Raw genomic sequence first — 20,659 nt, forward strand, 5'->3', positions numbered from 1 at the left:
CTCAGTGCCCGTGTCCCGGGTCGGAGTCGTCCTTGCGGGCAGGGCACGCGGTCGGAGCCGTAGGGCCGGCCCCGCGCAGATGCCGGGCCAGGCGTGCCGGGTCGGTGTCGTCGCGAACCGCCAGCTCGCGGGCGAGCGCGGCGTGCCGGAGTTGTCGGGAGGACGGGGTCTGGGTGCTCAGCACCACGTCGCGGGGCAGCTCGGGCAAGCGGTAGCGGCCGGTGCCACTCGCGGTGGGGTCCGCGTCCCAGACCAGGATGCGGGCGGTGACGGCGGCGTCGATCAGCGGCAGCAACTCGTCCGGGGCCAGGCCCTGGACGGCGACGAGCAGGCCGACGTCCAGCCAGTCACCGTCGGCGGCGGCGTAGGCGAGCATGGTCCGTGCCGCGTCGGGCAGTTCGACGAGTCTCGCGTGCAGGATGTTGCGTACTGCCGCCGGCACCTGTGCCCTGGGCCCGGTGCGCTGCCCGGGTGGGAGCTTGAGCAGCTCGGCCAGGGCGAACGGGTGCCCCTCCGCGCGCCGGTGCAGTGCCGCCGCCTCCTCGGGCGGGACGTCCTTCTCGCCGTGCGCCGCGAGCAGTTCGGCCACGTCGTCGGTGGTCAGCGGGTCCAGGGTGAGCCAGGTCGCCCCGAGCAGGGACAGGTCGGCGAGCAGCTTGCTGGACACGGGGGCGTCGGGGTTGCGCAGGGTGCACACGAAGACGACCGGGGCCTCCCGCAGCACCTTCGCGAGCCGCCTCAGCAGGCGGTGGAAGCCCTGCGAGGCCTGGTCGAGGTCGTCGACGACACACAGCGTGGGAGCCTGGGTGAGCTCACGGACGACCGTCCCGAGCGGGTCCTGCTGCGCGACGTCGTCCTGACCGGAGTCGGTGCCGTCCTGCCGTAGCGCGTCCAGGAGTTGGACGGTGGGGCAGGTGTGGGAGAACCCGCGGTTCCCGCTGAGCGCCTGGCCGGCCCTGGTGCGGGCGACGGTGAACCCGGCCGCCGCGGCCCGGGCGGCCAGCTCCTCCGCCAGCCGGGTCTTGCCGGATCCCTGCTCCCCGTTGACCACGGCCCACTGGGGGCGGTTCGCGGACGCCGCCGACAGCAGGGCCGCCAGCCGCGTCATCTCCTCGTCCCGGCCCACGAAGGGTTCCGGCTCGGGGTGTGCGCAGGTGGTGGTGAAGTCGGGGCCCGGGGAGAGCGTCGTACCGGACGAAGCACCGGACGAAGGAGTGCCGAGGACGCCGACGTCGTGCCGCAGGATCGCGGTGTGCAGGTCCCTCAACTGGGGGCTGGGGTCCAGGCCGAGCTCCGTGGCCAGCATGTGGCGGAGCCGCTCGTACTGCCGCAGCGCCTCGACCGGCCGTCCCGCCGCGTACAGCGCACGCATCAGCAGTGCCCAGGACGTCTCCCGATGAGGGTCCTTGAGTACGAGTCTGTCGGCGACGTCGATCGCCTGTTCCGTCGCGCCCTGCTGGACGAGGATCGTGGCCTGGAGCTCCTTGGCGTCCTTGAGGGCGCCGTCGAGCCGGGTGCGCTCGCGCATCGCGAAGGCGTGCTCGCCGGCCTCGGCGAGGGCCTCGCCGCGCCACAGCCCGAGCGCCGTATCGATCTCCTGCCTGGCGGTGGGGAGTTGGCGGTTCCGCAGGGCCTCGCGGGCCCTGCTCACGGACTCCTCGAAGAGGGTCGTGTCGCGGGCTTCGCGGGGCACCTTCAGGGTGTAGCCGGCCGGGCCGCTGACCAGCATGGTGGACCGGCCCTGCCGTACCGGGTCGAGCACCGCGCGCAGCCGGCTGATGTGGGCGCGCACGGAGGAGGCGGCGCCCGTCGGCCGGTCCGTGGGCCACAGGTCGCGCAGGAGGGTGTCCTGCGAGACGGGGCGGCCGTCCTCGATGAGCAGGCGGACGAGCAGCAACCGGCGCTGCCGGGGCCCCACTTCGAGGCAGACGTCGCTGTGCCACACCTCGACGGGGCCGAGCACGCAGAACCGCATCCGCACGGCGGGTCCGGGGGCGGCTAACCAAGGGATCGTCGCTCCGTTGTCGTCCGCGTGCTGTTCGCGGCGGTCCTGGTTCATTCGGTGTCTCCCAGCGCGGTCATGGGCGTGATACGGGTGGCGCGGCGGGCGGGCAGCAGACCGGCGAGCGCGGTGAGAACCGCCAACCCCGCGAAGACCAGTAGCAGTTGGGCGCCCGGCAGTCGCAGCGGCGCGTCGGTGACGGCGGTGCGGATGAGGAGCCAGGCGTAGGGGACGCCGAGGGCCAGACCGAGGACGCCGCCGAGGACTCCGTACAGGCCCGCCTCCAGGGTGATGGTCCGACGCAGTGCGCCGCCGCTCAGCCCGAGGGCGCGCAACAGCCCGAACTCACGGGTGCGTTCGATCGCGGTCAGGCTGGTGGTGGCGGTGACGCCGACGACGGCCATGAGGACGGTCAGGGCGACGAGCCCGAGGGAGATCGTGCCCATCATGCCGACCGTGTCCTGGTTGCTGTCCCGGCCCTCCGCGAGGACGCTGATGCCGACGTCGTCCGGGTCGGGGACCTGTGCGCGGATCGTGCTCTCCAGCGCCCGCTGCGCCTCGCCACGGGCGGCGAGACCGTCCGTGGCGGCGTCGGCGAAGATGCCGCTCGCGTTCTCGGCGGCGCCCATCCGGTCGAGATCGGCGGGTGTGACGAGTACGTCCGCCAGGCCCGGACCCGTGCCGGGCAGCGTGGCGGCGACGGTCAACTGGATGTCGCCACGCCGGGAGTTGAGGGTGAGGTCGTCGCCCGCCCGTACGCCCAGGAGGTCGGCCACGTCGGCCGAGACGACCGCGCCGCCGTGGCCGAGGTCGTCGAGGGAGCCGGTGGCGGTGTCGATGGACCCGCCGGTGGGCAGGGCGTCGGGGTCCAAGTCCGACACCTCGAACTCCCGCGATCCTGCCTTGACTTGGACGGTCCGGTAGCCGGTGACATGGGCGAGCTCGGGCGCTGCGGCGAACTGTCGTACGACGGTGGCGTCCAGGCCCTTGGCGCCGGCCGCGACCCGGAAGTCGGCGGGGGCGTCGACGGCGTCGGTGCGTTCCATGTAGCCGCCCAGACAGGCGACGCAGACGAGGGCGCCGGAGACCAGGGCGACACCGAGGGCGACGACGACGGAGACGGCCGCCGCACGGCGGGGCGTGCCTCCGACGCCGCTGACGGCCAGCCTGCCGGTGGTGCCGAGGCGGCGCAGCGGCCATCCGGCCACCGCCAGGACGGGGCGGACCAGGATCGGGCCGAGGGCGATCAGCGCCAGGAAGGCGAGGACCGCGGACGCGACCGTGGCCGCCATGGCGAGGTCGCGATCCTGGCCGCGAAGTGCCGCGAGCGCCGTGGCCGTGGCCATGGCGGCGAGGAGGCCTCCGGTGATCAGACGCCCGACCTCGACACGGCGTTCGCCCGCGACGGTGCCCGCCGCGCGCAGCGCCTGGAGCGGGGACACGCGGGCAGCCGACAGGGCGGGGGCGAGGACCGCGCCGACCGTCACCAGCATGGTTCCTACGACCACGAGCACGGCGTACGTCATCGGGAAACCCGGCGCCGACAGCTCCCGTCCGGCGCTGCGGGCCACCAGGGGGGCCAGGTGCCCGGCACCCAGCGCGGACGCCACCCCGAGCGAGCCCGCGATCCCGCCCACCAGGGCGCCCTCGACGGCGAGTGCGGTCACCAGTCGGCGCTGCGAGGCGCCGATGGCGCGCAGGAGTGCCAACTGCCGTAGCCGCTGGGCGAAGACGATGCGGAAGGACGAGGTGGCGACCAGGGCCGCGGCCCCCACCGCCACGGCGAGGAACACGGAGATGAGGAGGAAGACCTCACGCAGGTCCCCGCCGACGGCCTCGCGTTCCTCCTGCGCCCGTACGGCCGTACCGGACCTGAGCGACGCGCCGTCGCCGAGCACATCGCGCACCCGCTGGGACAGTTCGCCTGCCGGGACACCGTCCTCGGCGCGGATGTCCACGTGCTGATAGCCCGGCAGATCCGCGAGGGACTCGATGTGCGCGTCGGTGGTGTATCCGCCGGGCTGCTGCTCGGCGGTGGCGGTGCTCTTCACGACCCCGATGACGGTGACGGCGACCTTGACGGTTCTCTCCGCGTCCTGCGGGTCGGGGACCAGCAGGGTCGTGCGGGAGCCGGGGGCGAGTCCCAGCTCTTCGGCGGCCCGCCGGTTGACCGCGATCTCGCCGGCCCGGTCGGGGTAGTCGCCCTCGACGAGCCGGACCAGGGACAGCGCTCCGGTGCCGGGGTCGGCGCGGAGCTCCAGCCAGCGCTCGGACGGGCCGGCGAGCGGCGCCCCGGAGTCGACGCGGCCGACGGCCTCGGCCACACCCGGCAGCGCGCGGATCCGCTGCAGCGCGGCACCGCTGATGGTGGAGTCGCCGGCGGTCGCGACCAGGCTCACGGCCTCGGGTGTGCCGCGGAAGCGGTCGAGGGTGGTGTTGGTGGCGATCTGCTGGGCCATGACCGTGGCGAAGACCACGAAGGCGGCCACCAGGACGGACAGTCCGGTCGTCAGCAAACGGCCCGGCCGGCGCAGGAGTTCGGCGAGTTGCGAGCCGAGGACGCTCGCGCGCCAGGAGGCGTTCACCGGGCCCTCCCCACGGTCCCGACGGTTCCCACGGTTTCCGCGGTCTGCGGGGCCTTCGGGGCCCGGGTGGCGTCGATGTCGTCGACGACGCGTCCGTCGGCGAGGACGAGCACGCGGTCGGCGTGGGCGGCGGCCCGCTGGTCGTGCGTCACCATGACCACGGTCTGGCCGAGGTCGCGCACGGAGCGCCGCAGCAGGTCGAGGACCTCCGCGCCGGACCGCGAGTCCAGGTTGCCGGTGGGCTCGTCGGCGAAGAGCACGACGGGCCGCGCCAGCAGGGCCCGGGCCAGCGCCACGCGCTGCTGCTGGCCGCCGGAGAGTTCACCGGGCCGGTGGGACATCCGGTCGCCGATGCCGAGCACACCGACGAGGTGGTCGAGCAGATCGTTGTCCAGGTGCCGGCCGGACAGGGTGACGGGCAGCACGATGTTCTCCAGAGCCGTCAGCTGGGGCAGCAGATTGAACGACTGGAAGACGAAGCCGACCTTGTCCCGCCGTACGCGGGTCAGCTGCCGGTCGGACAGGCCCGTCAACTCCGTGTCACCCAGGATCACTTGGCCCGAGGTGGCCGAGTCGAGACCGGCCAGGCAGTGCATCAGCGTCGACTTGCCCGAGCCCGACGGACCCACGATCGCCGTGAACCGCCCATGGGCGAAACCGACGGTCACTCCGTCCAGGGCCCTGACCTGAGCCTCGCCCTGCCGATAGACCTTGACCAGGTCCACGGCCGCGGCGATGTGCCGGCCGCCGTCCGCGTACATGGCCGGTGCTTGAGTCGTGGTCATGAGGTGAACCCCCCTTTGTCGCGGCGCGTCAGGAAGCGATCGGAGGGAATTCGAGCGTGACGTTCGCGGTCGAGCAGTGGCTGTTGGCCTCGTCCGCCACCTTCTGCAGTTCCTTCTGCGAGGGCGTGCCCTCGCCCTTCGCGTTCAGGGCCGCCCAGCCGTTGTACATCGATATGTTGGCGCCGAGATATCCGTCATCGAGCTGCGACCTGATCTGCCGCTCGCTTTTCACCCACTTCTCGATGGCCGCCTTGTCGCTGGGTATTTCCCGCGCGGAGTCGACGAGCTTCTGTGCCAGGAGGCAGTCGGTCTTCGACGCCTGGCTGGGCTGGTTGCGCTCGTTCCACCAAGAGCCGCTCGCGATCGCGGCCGCCGTGAGAATGAGCAGTGCGATGACGCCGGAAAGAATTGCCTTGCTGTGCTGCGGGCGTGCGGGAGCATTCATGATGACCTCCGAGGAATTCCGTCCGACGCTTTCGTCGTTCGGTACGGATTGATTCTCGAAGACCGGGCATCGCGGCGCATCGGCCCGCAACCTGATCCCCACGCCGCTTCTCTGCAACCGCAGTTAGAGGGCGGGACTACGACTGTGGGCTGACAAGCCCCGAGTCGAAGGCGAAGATGACGGCCTGGACGCGGTCGCGCAGCTCCAGCTTGGTCAGGATCTTGCCGAAGTGGGTCTTCACGGTCGCCTCCGCGATGAACAGACGGGCGGCGATCTCGCTGTTGGACAGGCCCTCGGCGATCAGCCCGAGTACCTCTCGTTCGCGCACGGTCAGCAGGTCAAGCCGCTCGTCGTGGCGGGACTCGGGCGCCAGCTTCCCCGCGAACCGGTCCAGGAGCTGGCGGGTGACGCGCGGGGCGACGACGGACTCGCCGGCCGCCACGACCCGGATCGCCGCCACGACCTCCTCGGGCGGGGTGTTCTTCAGCAGGAAGCCGCTCGCCCCGGCCTGGAGCGCGGCGAAGGCGTCCTCGTCGGTGTCGAAGGTGGTGAGCACCAACACTCGGGGGCTGTAGGGGAGTTCGGCAAGTCGCCGGGTCGCCTCGACCCCGTCCATGACGGGCATCCGGATGTCCATGATGACCACGTCGGCCTCGGTGCGGGCGAGCAACGCGAGGGCGTCCGCGCCGTTCTCGGCCTCCCCCACGACCTCGATGTCGCTCTGTGCGGCCAGCACCATCGCGAACCCCGCCCGGATCAGCGGCTGGTCGTCCACCACGACGACCCGGATGGGCCTGCTCATGTCATTCCCGCACTCGTCACTCATGCACTCGTCCTCACCGGAATCTCCGCGTTGACCTGCCATCCCGCGCCCAGGCGTGGCCCGGCGGTGAAGCTGCCGCCGGACACCTCCACCCGCTCGCGCATGCCCACCAGCCCGTTCCCACCGCTGACCCGCTCCGCAGCCGTCCCGGGGCCGGCCAGCTTGCCGGCCCCGTCGTCGACCACGCCGATCAGTACGACGTCCCTGTCGAACCGCAGCGTGATCTCGACCTGCGCACCGGGACCGGCATGCCGCAGCACGTTGGTCAGGCTCTCCTGGACGATCCGCAGCACGGTCAGCTCGTCCGCCGTCGAAAGCCCGCCCCGCTCACCTTCGACCACCAGGTCCACCTTCAGCCCCGCGGCCCGGGCCCGCTCGGCCACCGTCTCCAGGTCGTCCAGCGAGACCCGGCGGCGCATGGAGTCGGTGTCCTGCGCGGACTGCGCGGAGGTCCGGCCGGCCCGCAGGACCCGCACGATCCGGTGCATGTCCTCCAGTGCGTCGCGCCCGGTGTCGCCGATCGCCTTCAGTGCCGAACCCGCCTTGTCCGGGTCCGACTTGAGGGCGTACCCGGCGCCGTCCGCCTGAAGGGTCATCACGGCCAGACTGTGGGCCACCACGTCGTGCAGCTCCCGGGCGATCTCCGCGCGCTCCTCGGCGGCCGCGATCCGCACCAGATGCTCACGTTCCCGTTCGGCGGTGACGGCCCGGGCCTCCAGGCTGTCCACGTAGAGCCGGCGGGTCCGCAGGACCATGGCGGTCAGCCAGATGGCCGCGCAGATACCACTGAGGGCGGTGATGTCGGTGAGGCCCTCGCCGACGCTCTCGCCCATACCCATGACCTTCGCCGAGCCCAGCACCACGATCGCGCCCGACGTGTACGCCTGCCACATCCGCCGGGTATGGGTGACCACCGAGACCATCGCGATGAGCAGTGCCATGTCGTACGCCGCCGGGACGGACGCCATCGCGTACTGGATCAGCCCGAGCCCCGAGACCAGCCACATCACCGGCATCGGCCGGTGCCGGCGGAACACCAGTGCCAGGGCCATCGCCACGCCGACGAACCGGTCTTCCGCGCCCTCGTAGGTCAGGGTCACGGAGATCACCAGTATCGCGATCGCGATGTCGTACGCCGTGTGTATCCACGGCAGTGCCTGTATGCGGCGCAACATGGCGAACAGGCTACGACATTGCTGCGCGCCGCTTTTCCTGAAAGGAAGTCAATTCCCGACAACAAACCGACAATTCCTGAGCAACAGGCCGCCGTTACCTTCGGGATCAGCTACCCGAACCAGAAGGAACTCATGCGTAAATTGAAGTCGGTTGTCGTCAGCGCGACGATGGCGTTCGCCGGTGTCGCGGCAATGGTCGGTACCCCCGCCCAGGCGGCGACCGGAGCGGAATACGTTGCCCTGGGTGATTCGTACGCATCCGGAGTCGGCGCGGGTTCCTACGACGCCGCCAGCGGCGACTGCAAGCGGAGCACGCTCAACTACCCGCACCAGTGGGTGGCCGCGAACCCCGAGTACACGCTGAAGGACGTCACCTGCAGCGGCGCGACCATCGCCGACGTCCGCAACAACCAGCTGTCCGCCCTGAGTTCGACGACCAACTTCGTCACCCTCACGGTGGGCGGCAACGACGCCCAGTTCGCCACGGTGGCCAAGGCCTGCCTCACCGAGAGCGACAGCTACTGCAAGACGGCCACGAGCTGGATGTCGTACTACGCCCAGAACCAGCTGGTGACGGAGCTCGCCGGCCTCTACAAGGACATCAAGACCCGCGCGCCCAAGGCCCTGATCCTCGTCCTCGGCTACCCGCAGACGCTCTCCTCGACCGGCACCTGCCCCGTGATCGACCTCAGCTCCGCCAAGCGCACCGCCATGAACGGCCTGGCCGACGCCCTGGCCGAGGGCACCAAGGCCGCGACCGTCAAGGAGCCGGTCTACTTCCTCGACATGCGGGCGACGTTCACCGGCCACGGGGCGTGCGGCTCCGACTCGTGGATCAACGACCTGACCAACGCGGCCTCGGTCTTCCATCCCAACGCGGCGGGCTACACGAAGGGTTACGCCGCGAAGCTCAAGGCGACTTGGGGCTGACTCGGGGCTGACCCACGCAACCACAGGAGGACGAACTGTGTCACTGTCCGATGTCATAGGTCTCGACACGACGGCTTCCGCTGTCTACCGAGCCATGCTCGGCAACCCCGCGGCCGACGTCGCCGAGCTGAGCGACATGCTCCAGCTCACCGTGGGTGAAGTGGGGGACGCCTTGGACGCGTTGGCCGACAGCGCACTGCTGGAACCGTCGAGGGCGACCCCCGGCACATTCCGGGTCGTCGACCCGAGGGTGGCCCTGGAGCGGGCTCTCCGGCAGGAGGAGGAAGAACTCCACCGCAAGCAGCGGAAGTTGGAGGCCAGCAAGGCCAAGGCCGCACAGGTGCTGGCGGAGTTCGAGCGGCCGGGCCGGGTGGAGAGCGGTGACGAGCACCGGTCGGTCCGTATCACCGGCCTCGACGCCATTCAGAGCGAACTCGAGGTCCTGGCCCGGGGGTTGCGCTCGGATCTCCGGTCCGTCGTCCCGGGCGGCGCCCAGTCCGAGGCCGCGCTGGCCGCGGCACGCCCCCTTGACGCGGAGGTTCTCGCACGGGGCGTACGGATGCGGACGCTGTATCAGGACAGTGCCCGCAACGACGCCGCGACCATCGACCACGCGAAGTGGCTGACGGAGCATGAGGGCCAGGTCCGTACGGCGCCTCTCCTGCCGCCGCGGCTGCTGGTCTTCGACGGCCGCATCGCCATGATCCCGCTCAAACCGTCCGACACCCGGGCCGGGGCCCTGCGGACCGAGGATCCCGCCGTGGTCAAGAACCTCGTGGCGATGTTCGAGCAGGCGTGGGAGATGGCCGTACCGCTCGGTGCGGACGGGACGTCTGACGCGGGCAGTCTGACGCCGACGGAACAGGAGATCCTCAAGCTTCTCGCGAGCGGCATCACCGACGAGGCCGCATCGCGGCGGCTGGGCGTCTCCATGAGGACCGTGCGCCGCCAGATGGCGGCGCTGATGGAGCGTCTCGGCGCCTCCAGCCGCTTCGAGGCGGGAATCAACGCCGCCAGACGGGGGTGGCTGTAGGGCTCGCGCCCTCCCCCAGAGCGCGCCCGCAGATTCATCCCTCGGATCCAGCCCGCTGAGCCGGTACGCCACGGCTCAGCGGGCTGGATCGTCTGCTTCGCCCACTCCGTCTACGCCTGGAGTTCGGCAGGCACGTCGAGCCGTTGGTACGCCTGGAGCGCCGGGACGATCCGAAGGTTCTTCAGCAGACGTTCCAGACGCGAGGACGCCTCGCCGGCGTCCGTCCCCCGGAGAAACAAGTGCACCGCCAGGCCGGCGCCGTCGTCCTTCACCCTGATGTGCTGAAGAGCGTCCTCCGGTCTCGAATGCACCCAGATGGCGTCCTGGACGATCTGGGATTCCCCCGCCCCGGGCGCCAGGCCGTCGCGGCGCCCCAAGTACGTGTACGCGCAGATCACTTCATCCCCTCCTTCCCCCTCAGTCCCAGATGACGCTGCTGGTGCCGGCCTCGGCGCTGACCGTGCGGTCACCGTCGCCCCCCGCCGTCCCTGTCGCGACGTACGCGAGGCCGATGAGCACCGCGGCCGACAGGACCAGGGAGAACAGGGTTCGGGTGGTGACACGCATGGCAGATCCATTCCCTTGATTCGGGGAGGCCGGGCGGCTCCGTCTTCCGGAAACCCAGTCTGTCCCGGCCGGTGGGGTCGCGGAAGGCGAGAGGGCTGGCACCAACCGGCCTGGCCACAAGGTGACATCAACGGCACCGCGCGTGGGACCCGTGGACGCTTGCGGACAGGCCTGTTCCGACCAGCCCGCATGGCTGTCGTCCGCCGCGAACGGCCCGTAAAGATTGGCGACATCGCCGGTCGTCGGGACCGGCCCCGCCGCACTCAGGGAGAACCGATCATGGCCAACCACACTGCCTCCGCCGCCGTCCGCCCGGCCGCCACGACCGCCGTACGCGGCACCCGGGCTACGGGGACCAGCGACCGTGGCGCACGTGTCCCCGTCCTGATGGTCGCCGCGCGGCCCCGGAAGCTGAACCGGGACGACTTCGTCCTGGTCGACTGACCACGTCCGCCGAGCATTTCCCCCTCCTCTTGCCCTTCCCCACCAGCCGTCACCACGTGAACCCGAGTTAGGAGAGCCGCCTTCATGTGCCACGCACCCCAGGTCAGAGCACGCGCCGAGATCGACCTCGCCGCACTGCGCTCGAACGTGCACGCCTTGAGCGCGCGGGTCGCGCCCGGCGCCGGACTCATGGCCGTGGTGAAGGCCGACGCATACGGTCACGGCATGGTCGAGTGCGCTCGCGCCGCCCGGACGGCCGGTGCGCGATGGCTCGGCACGGCCACTCCGCACGAGGCGCTCGCCCTGCGTGCCGCGGGCATCGACGGCCCCCTCATGTGCTGGCTGTGGACACCCGGCGACCCGTGGCAGGCATGCGTCGAGGCCTCCATCGACGTATCCGTCAGCGACCTCTGGGCGCTCGCCGAGGCAGGAGCCGCCGCCCGCGCGGCGGGGCGCCCCGCACGGGTGCAGCTGAAGGCCGACACCGGACTCGGCCGCAGCGGTTGCCAGCCCGGCGACTGGGCCGAACTGGTCGACGCGGCACTCACCCGCCAAGCCGCGGGCGAACTGACCGTCACCGGCCTGTGGTCCCACTTCGCGTGCGCCGACGAGCCAGGACACCCCTCGATCGACGCACAACTCGACCTCTTCCACGAGATGATCGCGCACGCCGAGAAGGCCGGCGTCGAGCCGGAGGTCCGCCACATCGCCAACTCCGCCGCCGCGCTCACCCTCCCCGAGACACACTTCGATCTCGTACGGACAGGCATCGCCCTGTACGGAATCTCGCCCAGCCCCGAGATCGGCCGGCCCGAGGACTTCGGACTACGACCGGTGATGACGCTGTCCGCGTCACTGGCACAGGTCAAGGAGGTCCCGGACGGACACGGTGTCGGCTACGGCCACACCTACACGACCACCCACAAGACCACCCTGGGTCTCGTGCCCGTCGGATACGCCGACGGCATTCCACGCCACGCCTCCGGCCAGGGACCGCTGTTGATCGAGGGCGAGACCGCTTGGCGGCGGGTCGCCGGGCGGATCGCCATGGACCAGTTCGCGGTGGACCTGGGCGGCGACACCGTGGCGCCCGGCTCCCGGGCACTGCTCTTCGGACCGGGCGACCGGGGCGAGCCCACCGCCCAGGACTGGGCCGACGCGGCAGGCTCCATCGCGTACGAGATCGTCACCAGGGTCGGCCCACGGGTCCCGCGCGTCTTCCTGAACGCGGCGGGGGAACCGGCCTGACCGACCCGGCCAACACCGCGCACCTTTTCCCAAGGGCGTCCGCAGCACCGTGCTGCCACTCCGCCACGCCCTTGACGACAAAACCTCACTGACACCCCGGCCCTTGAGGCCGCGCGACCACTTACGGATGCCCTCATGTCTCTCGTCATGCCCAGGCGCCCCGCCACGACCGGCCGGCCCAAGGCCCAGTCCGCGTCCAGCAACGCCCCCACCAGCTCATCCAAGCGCTTCGTTCTGTACTCGGCGCTGGTCAGCTTCTTCCTGATCTCGCTCGACGGCTCGGCCATCAACGTGTCGCTGCCCGCCATCTCGCAGGACATCGGCGGCGGTATGTCGGGCCTCCAGTGGGTCATCGACGGCTACACCCTCACCTTCGCCGCGTTCATGCTGTCCGCAGGCGTGTTCTCCGACCGCCTCGGCGCCAAGCGCGTGTACGCCATCGGACTCGCCGGGTTCAGCATCGCCTCCGCCGTCTGCTTCCTGGCACCGGACCTGAACGCGCTGATCGCCGCCCGGATGGCACAGGGCCTGGCGGCGGCGCTGATGCTCCCCACCTCCCTCGCCCTGATCCGTCAGGCGTACGAGGACCAGGCGGAACGAGCACGCGCCATCGCGATATGGACAGCGGTGGGCGGTGTCGCCATCGCCCTGGGTCCCGTCATCGGAGGGGCCGTGACCTCCGCCACCGGCTGGCGGATGATCTTCCTCCTCAACGTCCCCATCGGCCTTCTGGGCCTGGCCCTCCTCAGCCGCATCGCCCGCTCGCCCCGCCGGCCCGCCCCGATCGACATCCCCAGCCAGCTGACGTTCCTCCTCGCCCTCGTCAGCGTCACGCAGGCCGTCATCACCATGGGCCACGCCGGATTCGCCTACCCCGTACCGCAGTTGCTGCTCTTCTCCGCACTGGCCTTCGGCGTCTTCTTCACCCTCCAGGCGCGCCGCGCCCAGCCGATGGTCCCCCTGAGGATCCTGCGCACCCGCCCCGCCCTGGTGACCATCGCCGCCGGATTCGCCGTCAACGCGGTCTTCTACGGGATGGTGTTCGCGCTCGGGCTCTACTTCCAGCAGGTCAACGGCTACAGCCCGGTCCTGGCCGGAGCCGTCTTCCTGCCCATGTGTGCCGTCGACCCGCTGGGCAACATCGTGGTGATGAAGCTCGAAGCCAGGTTCGGCGCCCCGGTACTCCTGGTCGTGGGCCAGCTCCTGATGGCACTCGGCGCGGGCCTCATGCTGCTGATCGACGGCACGACCCCCGCCTGGCTCACCGCGCTTCTGCTGCTTCCCCTCGGCTTCGGCGCCGGGCTCGCCGTGCCGCCCCTGACCTCCACCCTCCTGGGTGGCGTGCCGTCCGAACTCGCCGCCACCTCCGCGGCCGTACTCAACACCTGCCGCCAGGTGGGCAGTTGCTTCGCCATCGCCCTGCTCGGCGGACTCGTCAGCACGCCGGCCGGATTCCTGGACGGCCTGCACACGGGCGTCCTGACCGGTGTGGCGATCCTGACCGCCACCGCCGCCATCACGTTCCTCTTCCTGCGCCGCACGCCGGCCCCGACCGCCACCCCGGTGCTCACCGACCAGACCCAGGCCAAGGCCCTGAACCGCGACAACCTCGATCTCGCGTCGTGACCGACCGCCGGCAGTGCGCGAACGGGCTCCGCGCCGTCAGCGCGGGGTCCGGTCGGCGACGCCGAGCGGAGCAGCGGAGGGAGCCTCCCCCAGGGACGGAACCGGGACCGGGACGCGGGGGAGAGGGACGTGGACGGCGGGAGCCTGGGGATACGCGGCGGAGAAGGGCAGCGGCGGCGGGACCGGTGCCGGCGCGGGGACGGCGCGGGTCGGTGTGCGGCGACGCGCCAGCCAGAGGACGGCCGCCGTGTACAGAGCGATGCCGGCCAGGTCGACGGCCACGAGCTGCCAGGGAGCGTCCGCTGCGGTGTCATCGGTCTTGAGGCCGTCGACGACGGCGGCCGAGACCCCGAAGGCCAGGAGGTTGTTCACGGCGTGCAGTCCGATGGCCGCCTCCAGCCCGCCGGTGCGTACGGTGAGCCAGCCCGCGACCACCGCGAACACGGCCAGGTCGGCGAAGCCCCACGGGGTGCCCCAGCCGTGGGCGGCGGCGAACAGGACGGCCTGGGGCACGAGCGTCCACCAGGGAGAGCGCAGGAAACCGCCGACCGCCTGCGTGAGCCAGCCGCGGAAGACGTACTCCTCGGCGGCCGCCTGCAGCGGCACCAGGACGACCAGCATGGCGAGGGCCGGGCCGAAGACCTCCCAGCCCGCCCACCGCGACGGCGCGGCGTCGTCCATGGGCAGCAGGAACGCGGCCCCGGTGGTCATGGCGAGGACCGGGAGGGCCGCCAGCACACACAGCCCCAGCCAGCCCCACCGCAGTCCGCCCGTCACGGACGAGACCGTGCCCGCCGGGCGGCGCCCGATCCAGCGCACCGCGAGCAGGACGACGGGCAGGGCGGCGGCGATCGCCAGCAGGTCGAGGGCGGTGCCCGAGACGGGGCCGAACTCGACGGTTCCGTCGGGGGCTTCGGGGTACCCCTTGGCCGCTCCCAGGGCGGAGCCGATGCCGTAGGCCAGTGCGGCCACGAGCACGCCCGCCACGGCCACGAACCCGGTGCCCAGCACGGGCCGCCACCATCTGTGATGTGCCGAGGCGTGTGCCATCCGGTGGTAGGGCAGGAGCGCGGGCGTCGGGGCGGCGAGCGGATTCGTCATGGTGACAAGCCTCCCCGCGGGCCCATGTCCCCCACATCGGCCGCGGGCACGAACGGCGCCTCTGTCGGAAGGTAGAGAGCGGCCTCGTACCTGGGGCCGGTGCCGCGCCACAGCACCCCGCCTACGCTCGTGCCGACATGGAGACGACGATACGCAACTGGCTGCTCCCCGCCCTGCTCGCGGCCGGACAGCTCGCCTGGCTGTGGCCCGGAGCAGGCTTGGCCGGCGAGGACGTGCCCGGGGCAGCGGCACTCGTAGCCGTCCTCGGCGCGGTGGTCGTCGAGACGGCCGCGCTGGGCCGCCGACGGCAGGCGCCGGTCCGGGCCCTGGCGTGGTCCCTCGGCGCTCTCCTGCTGGGCCAAGTGGCGTGGCAGGACGGCTACTTCGGGGTGGGTGCGCCGATCGCGCTGTATTCGGTCGCGGTCCGTCGCCCCGTGCCCGTGACCGTACGGGCGCTCGCCGCGGCCGTGGGTGTCGAGTGGCTCCTGTCGATCGTCCACGTCGGGGTCCGGCCCGCGCTCGCTTCGGAGTGGGCGCTCGGCGCGCTCCTGTACGTCGTCTGCGCGGGGCTCGGTGAGGCCCGACGGCAGTGGCTCAAGGGGCGGTCGCTCGCGACCCGTCGGCTGGCCGGTGCGGAGGAGACCCGGCGGCGGGCGGGCGACACCGAACGGCGGCGGCTGGCCCGCGAGTTGCACGACGTGAGCGCGCATCACCTGACGTCCGTCGTCATCACGGCCGACGCCGCGCGACGACTCGGCGGCAGCAGGCCCGAGTTGACGGCCGAGGCACTGTCGTTCGCCGAGCGCACCGGCACCGAGACCCTGACGGCGCTGCGAAGGCTCGTAGGCCTGCTGCGCGACGTAGACCCTCCGGATCCCCGCCCGATGACCGCCCGCATCGAGGAACTCATCGCCGGATTCGGCCGGTTGGGACGTCCGATCGACGCAGTCCTCCCCGACGACCTGGCCGGTCCGGCGGCCGAGGCGGTCCACGGGATCGTCCGCGAGGCCCTGACGAACGTCCTGCGGTACGCCCCCGGCTCCGCCGCGCACGTCAGCGTCGTACGCGGGCAGGGCGTCCTGGAACTGACTGTCGACAACGCTCCCCCGCGCGGCACGGCGCCGGACGGCGTCGGTGGACTCGGTTCGGGACGCGGCGTCGCCGGGATGAAGGAGCGGGCGGCGGCCGTGGGCGGGGAACTGACGGCCGGCCCCGCACCCGGCGGCGGCTGGCGGGTGCGGGCCACACTGCCCGACGTCACGGGACCGTGGGGTCCGCCCGAGGGCGCGGGCCGGCGCGACGTGCTGCGGGAGCAGCGGCTGGCCGACCCCGCGCTGGTGTTCACGGCGACGCTCCTTCCCCTGGTGTTCGCCCTGGTCACCGTGGAGGACTGGACCGGCGCGAGCCTGCGCGCCGCGGTGCCCGGCCTGCTCGTCGTGGCCGTGCTGCTGGCCGCTCACGCGGTGCCGCTGCTGTGGCGGCGACGCGCTCCGTGGCCGGCGTTCCTCGGCGTGCTGGCCACGTCGTGGCTGTGGCCGGTGGCGGTCGCCTGGGGCGGCCTGCCGTCGCGGGTGTCCGAGTTCTTCGCCGGAGGAGCGCTCGCGGAACTGCTCGCGGTGTACGCGGTGGCGGTCTACGGCCGGGGGGCCTCCCGCACCTGGCCCGCGTGGTGCGCGGCGGCGGTCTCGCTCTCCGGGACCCTGGTCGCGACGGCGGGCGCGGACGGCGAGTTGCAGGGAGAGGGCTCCATGTGGCCCACCGCCGTGGTGATGTTCGTGCCGTTGACCGTGGTGCTCGCCGCCGTGTTCGCCGGCCTGTGGGGTGCCGGGCTCGCCGTACGCCACCGACGGCTGCGCATCCTGGCCCGGGACGACTACGCGCTGGCCGGCGCACTGTGGCACGCGGAACGGGCCGCGGACGCCGAACGGCACCGACTGGCGGCGAAGTTGCACGACGCCGTCCTGCACCCCGCAGCGGAACTGGTCGAACAGGCCCGCCAGGGACGGCTGGACGAGGTGGCCGCCGGCGCCCGCTCGGCCCTCGCCGCCATGCGCGAACTCCTGCACAGCCTGGGCAAGTCGGAGGAGGATCCCGGGCCGGGGCTCGCTCCGGCGCCCACCGCCGCAGACCTCGACACGCTGTGCCGGACGGTACGCGCGGCCGGCAGGGACGTGACACTGCGGGGCCTGCCGCAGGCCGCGCGGAACCTCCCACCCTCCGTGACCCTGTCGGCGTACCGGATAGTCGAGGCGGCGCTCACCGCGGGCGACCAGGGCCCGGCACGGGTCACACTGCGCCGACGGCGGGACACCCTGCGCGTCACGGTGACGGGCGTACCACTGGCCGTGACCGGTCCGGTGGCCGAATGCCTGAAGGCACAAGTGGGGACAGGGGCTGGACGTGTAGCCCTCGAACAGACAGGTACCGTACGGGTGTTGCTGTCGACGCGCCCGAGTCCGCGGGAGCCCGTCCAGGAGGTGTTCCCGTCACCACCACCCGCGTGATGGTCGTCGACGACCAGGCGGTGGTCCGCGCAGGATTCGCCGCCATCGTGGACGCCGAACCCGATCTGACGGTGGTCGCCGAGGCCGGTGACGGGGCGTCGGCGGTGGAACTCGCCGCAACCACGGCACCCGACCTGGTCCTGATGGACATCCGCATGCCCGGCATGGACGGCCTCACCGCGACCCGTCTCATCACCGCGCAGGAGCGCCCACCGCGAGTCCTCGTCCTGACCACCTTCGACCTGGACGCCTACGTCTACGAGGCCTTGCGCGCCGGGGCTTCCGGCTTCCTGCTCAAGGACGCCCTGCCCGAGGACCTGCTCTCCGCGATCCGCGTGGTCGCCACCGGCGAGGGCATCCTGGCCCCTACCGTGACCCGCCGCCTCATCGACACCTTCGCGCAAGGCGCCCCACAGCCACCATCGGTGACGGGCGAGCTGTCCTCCCTCACACCCCGCGAGAACGAGGTCCTCCTGCACATCGCCTCGGGCCTGACGAACGCCGAGATCGCCTCCGCCCTCGGAGTGACCACAGGCACCGTGAAGACCCACGTGAACGCCCTGCTGTCCAAGCTGGGCCTACGGGACCGGGTGCAGGCCACGATCCTGGCCTACGAGAGCGGACTGGTCAGACCACGCGGAACAGGTTGAACCCGGCTTCACAGCAGGCCGAGGTCCCGGGCACGGAGCGCCGCCTGCGTGCGGTCGCGCAGGGCGAGGCGTCTGAGGATGCGGGAGACGTGGTTCTTGACCGTGCCCTCGCTGAGGTACAGCCGCGCGGCGATCTCCCTGTTGGTGTGCCCGTGTGCCATGAGCCGCAGGATGTCCGTCTCGCGCGGGCTGAGGGAGACGGCGGGAGCCTCGGCGGCCGGTTCGGGATGAGGCAGGAAGGCGGTCAGGCGGCGGGCGACGGACGAGTCGAGCTGGGTGACGCCCGCGTGCGCCAGGCGGACCGCGTGGGCGAGGTCCTCGGCCGGCAGATCCTTGAGGAGATAGCCGTGCGCGCCGGCCCGCAGCGCCTGCACGACGTACTCCTCGTCGTCGAACGTCGTCAGCATCACGACCCGGCACTCGGGCGCCCGGTCGCGCAGGACGGCGACCGCCTCGACACCGTCCATCTTCGGCATCCGGACATCCATGAGCACGACGTCCGGCTGCCTTTCCAGAGTCTTCGCCACGGCGTCCCGGCCGTCCACGGCGGTGCCGACGACCTCGATGCCCGGCCGGATGGACAGCAGGGAGGCGATGCCGTCCCGGATGAGCCGCTGGTCGTCCACCACCAGCACCCGCACGGGCGCCGCCTGCTCCGGCTCGCCATTGTTCATGTCCCTGCCTCCCCGTTCATCGAGGACTTCGCCGTCGTCCCGCGCGGGACCGTCACCGTCACCCGGGTGCCGGCGCCCGGGCCGCTGTCGACGACGACGCTCCCCGCCACCAGATGTACCCGCTCCCGCATACCGAGCAGCCCGAACCCGGCGCCGGCCGTGTCCGGTTCGAAACCGCGACCGTCGTCCATGACCTCCAGCCGCGCGGCGTCCCCGGACAGGTGGACCACAATGGCCACCTCCGAGGCCCGCGCATGGCGGCGCGCATTGGTCACGGCCTCCTGCGCGGCCCGGTACAGCGCGGTCAGCTCGGCCACGCCGTAACCGTCCTCGTCGCCGCTCACCTCGACCGTGACCCGCGGCCGCGCCGCACCGTCCCGCGCCAGTGCGGCGAGCGCCGCCGACAGCGTGGGGCGCGTCGCCTCGTCCCGCAGAGCGCGCACCGACTGCCGTACGTCTCCCAGCGCGAGCCGCACCGATCGCCGTGCCTCGTCCAGTGCCCGCCGGGCCGCGTCGGGGTCCAGGCTCTGGAAGTCCGAGGCCATCTCCAACTGCACGGACATCGCGGTGAGATGGTGGCCGAGGCTGTCATGGATGTCCCGCGCCAGCCGGTTGCGCTCGGTGGCGGCGGACAGTTCGGCGACCCGCGCGGCATACGCCTCCAGTTCGATCCGCGCGCGCTGCTCTCCGACGGCCACCGCCGCCATCGAGATCGCCAGCACCAGCCCGACGCAGAGCATCAACAGGTCGGCCACGCGCTCCTGTTCGCGGTACCAGCCGGGCGCGGTCAGCAGGTACGCGGTGAGCAGCCCGGCCACACACAGCGCGCCCAGCGCCACCGAGACGGTGCGACCGAAGGCGAAGTAGGCGGTGAACGGCACCAGCACGAACAGCACTTGGGACAGTCCCGAAGCGTCAAGCAGCACCACCGCCCCGATCAGGGCACAGCGGGCCAGCAGCGGCGCCACCCGGGCAACGGGCCGCCGCCGCCCGACCGCCTCCAGGACGAACAGCGCACCGATCGCGACGACGAAGCCGCCCGTCCGCCAGCCCGCGAACCCGCGGCTGTCGTCCAGACCGGCCACCGCGGAATACAACCCACCCACCAGCACGACGCCGTACAGCAGCGGCGACACCCACCGCACGGGCACATACGCCACGATGCGCACCCCCTCCACCCGCTCCCGCCAGGCTAGGCCGACCCCGACCGCCACGGGACACCGGCGAGCACATCACGCCCGGATCGAGCCCGACGGCATGTGCCGAACGGCCCGGCGTCGCCCGTAGGACGGTGACTTTCGGCCGCCGACGCACGACGTCCTTCACCTCCCGACGCCGACCGGCCGCCTCCTACGGTGGCGACCTGGACCGCGGTCCGAGCAACCAACCAACCACCCACCGTCCGAACAACCGGAGCAGCCCCATGCCCTCATCCGTAACCTCATCGACAACCTCATCGACGTTCCGCGCCGGCGCCCTGTGCGGCGTGCTGGCCGGCCTGCTGATCGCCCTGCCCGGCCTGGTCGAGACGTTCACCGGAGAGACCTCGGCGACCAGCGTCCCGCTCGCCCTCGCCCCCGCGTTCGCCCTGCCTCTGCTCACCGCACTGCACCAGCGCCAGGCCCCGGCTGCCGGGAGCCTGGGAAGGACCGCCGCCACCATGAACCTCATCGGCCTCGGCCTGTTCGGCGGTGCCGCGTTCGCGTCGAACCTGGTGCTCTTCTACTTGGACGACGACATCATCGACGAGACCCTGACCGGCCCCACCGTCCCCGCGCTCATCGGTTCCGCGGCCGTCTTCGCCGTGGGCTGCGCCCTGTTCGGGGCGACCATGATCCGCGCCCGCATGTTCCCGAGGATCCCGTCGTGGGGGTACGCCGTGGTGCTGCCGATCTTCGCGTTCCTGACCGCGCTACCCGACTCCCTGCTCACCAGCGCGCTGCACGTCCTGGTCGGCATCATCCTGGTCTGGCTATCCGCCGCACTGTGGCGCACGGTCCCCAACGCGGAGCACACCACGGCCCCGAACCGGGTACCGGCCTGAGACGACGTGCGCTCCGTGAGACG

19 protein-coding genes are annotated in these 20,659 nt (G+C 71.9%); 8 read left to right on the plus strand and 11 right to left on the minus strand.

What is annotated here, in order from left to right; all coding sequences use genetic code 11:
• Window position 1: 1 nt before the first annotated feature.
• From AC5DRG_RS28195 to AC5DRG_RS28220, 6 genes are read right to left on the minus strand one after another with little or no spacing between them, the layout of a single operon-like run.
• Complete coding sequence (locus tag AC5DRG_RS28195) at window positions 2-2,059, minus strand: ATP-binding protein (RefSeq protein ID WP_491802239.1); 2,058 nt, start codon at window positions 2,057-2,059, stop codon at window positions 2-4.
• On the minus strand, window positions 2,056-4,587 hold the full coding sequence (locus AC5DRG_RS28200) for an FtsX-like permease family protein (RefSeq protein WP_491802240.1): 2,532 nt from the start codon (window positions 4,585-4,587) through the stop codon (window positions 2,056-2,058). Before AC5DRG_RS28200 ends, AC5DRG_RS28195 begins: the two co-directional genes overlap by 4 nt.
• Window positions 4,584-5,372, minus strand: a complete 789-nt coding sequence (locus tag AC5DRG_RS28205; protein ID WP_491802241.1) for an ABC transporter ATP-binding protein — start codon at window positions 5,370-5,372, stop codon at window positions 4,584-4,586. Before AC5DRG_RS28205 ends, AC5DRG_RS28200 begins: the two co-directional genes overlap by 4 nt.
• Window positions 5,373-5,400: 28 nt before the next feature.
• A complete protein-coding gene (locus tag AC5DRG_RS28210; RefSeq protein ID WP_491802242.1) occupies window positions 5,401-5,919 on the minus strand; it encodes a hypothetical protein in 519 nt (172 codons plus the stop codon).
• A gap of 34 nt (window positions 5,920-5,953) precedes the next feature.
• Window positions 5,954-6,619, minus strand: a complete 666-nt coding sequence (locus AC5DRG_RS28215; RefSeq protein ID WP_491802243.1) for a response regulator — start codon at window positions 6,617-6,619, stop codon at window positions 5,954-5,956.
• Between the two features lie 20 nt (window positions 6,620-6,639).
• A complete protein-coding gene (locus AC5DRG_RS28220; RefSeq protein ID WP_491802244.1) occupies window positions 6,640-7,815 on the minus strand; it encodes a sensor histidine kinase in 1,176 nt (391 codons plus the stop codon).
• Window positions 7,816-7,947: 132 nt separating this feature from the next.
• Here AC5DRG_RS28220 and AC5DRG_RS28225 point away from each other — a divergent pair, with 132 nt between their 5' ends.
• Both AC5DRG_RS28225 and AC5DRG_RS28230 read left to right on the plus strand, forming a co-directional pair.
• Window positions 7,948-8,745 (plus strand): SGNH/GDSL hydrolase family protein, encoded by a 798-nt coding sequence (locus AC5DRG_RS28225; protein WP_491802245.1) that lies wholly within the window; start codon window positions 7,948-7,950, stop codon window positions 8,743-8,745.
• A gap of 37 nt (window positions 8,746-8,782) precedes the next feature.
• Complete coding sequence (locus tag AC5DRG_RS28230) at window positions 8,783-9,778, plus strand: helix-turn-helix transcriptional regulator (protein ID WP_491802246.1); 996 nt, start codon at window positions 8,783-8,785, stop codon at window positions 9,776-9,778.
• Window positions 9,779-9,888: 110 nt separating this feature from the next.
• Here the strand turns inward: AC5DRG_RS28230 and AC5DRG_RS28235 are convergent, their stop codons facing one another.
• A complete protein-coding gene (locus tag AC5DRG_RS28235) occupies window positions 9,889-10,176 on the minus strand; it encodes a hypothetical protein (RefSeq protein ID WP_491802247.1) in 288 nt (95 codons plus the stop codon).
• Between the two features lie 19 nt (window positions 10,177-10,195).
• Window positions 10,196-10,345 (minus strand): hypothetical protein, encoded by a 150-nt coding sequence (locus AC5DRG_RS28240; RefSeq protein WP_491802248.1) that lies wholly within the window; start codon window positions 10,343-10,345, stop codon window positions 10,196-10,198.
• 279 nt (window positions 10,346-10,624) lie between these two features.
• On the opposite strand from AC5DRG_RS28240, the gene AC5DRG_RS28245 reads away from it, so the two are divergent.
• The 3 genes from AC5DRG_RS28245 (at window position 10,625) to AC5DRG_RS28255 (ending at window position 13,663) form a co-directional block, all read left to right on the plus strand.
• Window positions 10,625-10,789, plus strand: a complete 165-nt coding sequence (locus AC5DRG_RS28245) for a hypothetical protein (RefSeq protein ID WP_491802249.1) — start codon at window positions 10,625-10,627, stop codon at window positions 10,787-10,789.
• Between the two features lie 84 nt (window positions 10,790-10,873).
• Window positions 10,874-12,037 carry an alanine racemase gene (gene alr / locus AC5DRG_RS28250; RefSeq protein WP_491802250.1) on the plus strand — a complete coding sequence of 388 codons (1,164 nt, stop codon included), beginning with the start codon at window positions 10,874-10,876 and terminating at the stop codon, window positions 12,035-12,037.
• Between the two features lie 135 nt (window positions 12,038-12,172).
• On the plus strand, window positions 12,173-13,663 hold the full coding sequence (locus AC5DRG_RS28255; RefSeq protein ID WP_491802251.1) for an MFS transporter: 1,491 nt from the start codon (window positions 12,173-12,175) through the stop codon (window positions 13,661-13,663).
• 36 nt (window positions 13,664-13,699) lie between these two features.
• Here the strand turns inward: AC5DRG_RS28255 and AC5DRG_RS28260 are convergent, their stop codons facing one another.
• Complete coding sequence (locus tag AC5DRG_RS28260; RefSeq protein ID WP_491802252.1) at window positions 13,700-14,764, minus strand: CPBP family intramembrane glutamic endopeptidase; 1,065 nt, start codon at window positions 14,762-14,764, stop codon at window positions 13,700-13,702.
• A gap of 137 nt (window positions 14,765-14,901) precedes the next feature.
• Between AC5DRG_RS28260 and AC5DRG_RS28265 the strand changes: the two genes are divergently transcribed.
• Together AC5DRG_RS28265 and AC5DRG_RS28270 are read left to right on the plus strand one after the other, a co-directional pair.
• A complete protein-coding gene (locus AC5DRG_RS28265; protein ID WP_491802253.1) occupies window positions 14,902-17,268 on the plus strand; it encodes a histidine kinase in 2,367 nt (788 codons plus the stop codon).
• Window positions 17,268-17,918 carry a response regulator gene (locus AC5DRG_RS28270; protein ID WP_491802254.1) on the plus strand — a complete coding sequence of 217 codons (651 nt, stop codon included), beginning with the start codon at window positions 17,268-17,270 and terminating at the stop codon, window positions 17,916-17,918. Before AC5DRG_RS28265 ends, AC5DRG_RS28270 begins: the two co-directional genes overlap by 1 nt.
• 8 nt (window positions 17,919-17,926) lie before the next feature.
• On the opposite strand, the gene AC5DRG_RS28275 is transcribed toward AC5DRG_RS28270, so the two are convergent.
• Window positions 17,927-18,592: a response regulator gene (locus AC5DRG_RS28275; protein WP_491802255.1), complete on the minus strand. Its 666-nt coding sequence runs from the start codon at window positions 18,590-18,592 to the stop codon at window positions 17,927-17,929.
• The gene (locus AC5DRG_RS28280; protein WP_491802256.1) at window positions 18,589-19,806 is read right to left on the minus strand and encodes a sensor histidine kinase; all 1,218 of its coding nucleotides are present in this window, start codon (window positions 19,804-19,806) and stop codon (window positions 18,589-18,591) included. Before AC5DRG_RS28280 ends, AC5DRG_RS28275 begins: the two co-directional genes overlap by 4 nt.
• A 209-nt stretch (window positions 19,807-20,015) precedes the next feature.
• Between AC5DRG_RS28280 and AC5DRG_RS28285 the strand changes: the two genes are divergently transcribed.
• Window positions 20,016-20,636 carry a hypothetical protein gene (locus AC5DRG_RS28285; RefSeq protein ID WP_491802257.1) on the plus strand — a complete coding sequence of 207 codons (621 nt, stop codon included), beginning with the start codon at window positions 20,016-20,018 and terminating at the stop codon, window positions 20,634-20,636.
• The last annotated feature ends 23 nt before the right edge of the window (window positions 20,637-20,659 follow it).

It is taken from the genome of Streptomyces sp. JLBG701 (assembly GCF_058544905.1).

Excerpts from the sequence above, each read along its gene's own strand:
- AC5DRG_RS28195 (WP_491802239.1), bottom strand. The coding sequence starts at position 2,059 with ATGAACCAGGACCGCCGCGAACAGCACGCGGACGACAACGGAGCGACG.
- AC5DRG_RS28205 (WP_491802241.1), bottom strand. The coding sequence starts at position 5,372 with ATGACCACGACTCAAGCACCGGCCATGTACGCGGACGGCGGCCGGCAC.
- AC5DRG_RS28215 (WP_491802243.1), bottom strand. The coding sequence starts at position 6,619 with ATGAGCAGGCCCATCCGGGTCGTCGTGGTGGACGACCAGCCGCTGATC.
- AC5DRG_RS28220 (WP_491802244.1), bottom strand. The coding sequence starts at position 7,815 with ATGTTGCGCCGCATACAGGCACTGCCGTGGATACACACGGCGTACGAC.
- AC5DRG_RS28225 (WP_491802245.1), top strand. The coding sequence starts at position 7,948 with ATGCGTAAATTGAAGTCGGTTGTCGTCAGCGCGACGATGGCGTTCGCC.
- AC5DRG_RS28240 (WP_491802248.1), bottom strand. The coding sequence starts at position 10,345 with ATGCGTGTCACCACCCGAACCCTGTTCTCCCTGGTCCTGTCGGCCGCG.
- AC5DRG_RS28245 (WP_491802249.1), top strand. The coding sequence starts at position 10,625 with ATGGCCAACCACACTGCCTCCGCCGCCGTCCGCCCGGCCGCCACGACC.
- alr (WP_491802250.1), top strand. The coding sequence starts at position 10,874 with ATGTGCCACGCACCCCAGGTCAGAGCACGCGCCGAGATCGACCTCGCC.
- AC5DRG_RS28255 (WP_491802251.1), top strand. The coding sequence starts at position 12,173 with ATGTCTCTCGTCATGCCCAGGCGCCCCGCCACGACCGGCCGGCCCAAG.
- AC5DRG_RS28260 (WP_491802252.1), bottom strand. The coding sequence starts at position 14,764 with ATGACGAATCCGCTCGCCGCCCCGACGCCCGCGCTCCTGCCCTACCAC.
- AC5DRG_RS28265 (WP_491802253.1), top strand. The coding sequence starts at position 14,902 with ATGGAGACGACGATACGCAACTGGCTGCTCCCCGCCCTGCTCGCGGCC.
- AC5DRG_RS28270 (WP_491802254.1), top strand. The coding sequence starts at position 17,268 with ATGGTCGTCGACGACCAGGCGGTGGTCCGCGCAGGATTCGCCGCCATC.
- AC5DRG_RS28275 (WP_491802255.1), bottom strand. The coding sequence starts at position 18,592 with ATGAACAATGGCGAGCCGGAGCAGGCGGCGCCCGTGCGGGTGCTGGTG.
- AC5DRG_RS28285 (WP_491802257.1), top strand. The coding sequence starts at position 20,016 with ATGCCCTCATCCGTAACCTCATCGACAACCTCATCGACGTTCCGCGCC.